General features: G+C 62.9%; 1 protein-coding gene. It reads right to left on the reverse strand.

Annotation, left to right across the window (positions count from 1 at the left end):
- The coding region (locus tag DIE12_RS37770) for a 4Fe-4S dicluster domain-containing protein (protein ID WP_185641264.1) at positions 1–580 on the reverse strand (580 nt) is incomplete at both ends.

Below are 580 nucleotides of genomic sequence, written 5' to 3' on the forward strand. Positions count from 1 at the left end.
GCGTGACCCACACGATGTTCTGCGTCGGGTCCTTGATGTCGCAGGTCTTGCAGTGCACGCAGTTCTGCGCGTTGATCTGCAAGCGATCTTCGTTGCTGTCGTTCTTGACGAACTCGTAGACGCCGGCCGGACAGAAGCGCGCTTCCGGCCCCGCGTAGGTGCGCAGGTTCACGTTCACCGGCACGTTCACGTCCTTCAGCGTCAGGTGCGCCGGCTGGTGTTCCTCGTGGTTCGTATTCGAGATGAACACCGACGACAACCGGTCGAACGTCAGCTTGCCGTCCGGCTTCGGGTACTCGATCGGCGTGCATTGCGACGCCGGCTTCAGCATCTCGTGGTCCGCATGCTTGTGGTGCAGCGTCCACGGCACGTTGCCGCCCATCACCTTCTGTTCCAGCCCGACCATCAGCGTGCCGAGGTACAGGCCCTTCGCCATCCACTGCTTGAAGTTGCGTGCGCGGTACAGCTCCGTGTACAGCCACGATTGCTTGAACGCATCCGGATACGCGTTGAGCTCGTCCGACTGGCGACCGGCCTGCAACGCGTCGAACGCGGCGTCGGCGGCCAGCATGCCGGTCTT

The organism is Burkholderia sp. Bp9015, assembly GCF_003853505.1.
In the GTDB taxonomy this organism is placed as follows: domain Bacteria; phylum Pseudomonadota; class Gammaproteobacteria; order Burkholderiales; family Burkholderiaceae; genus Burkholderia.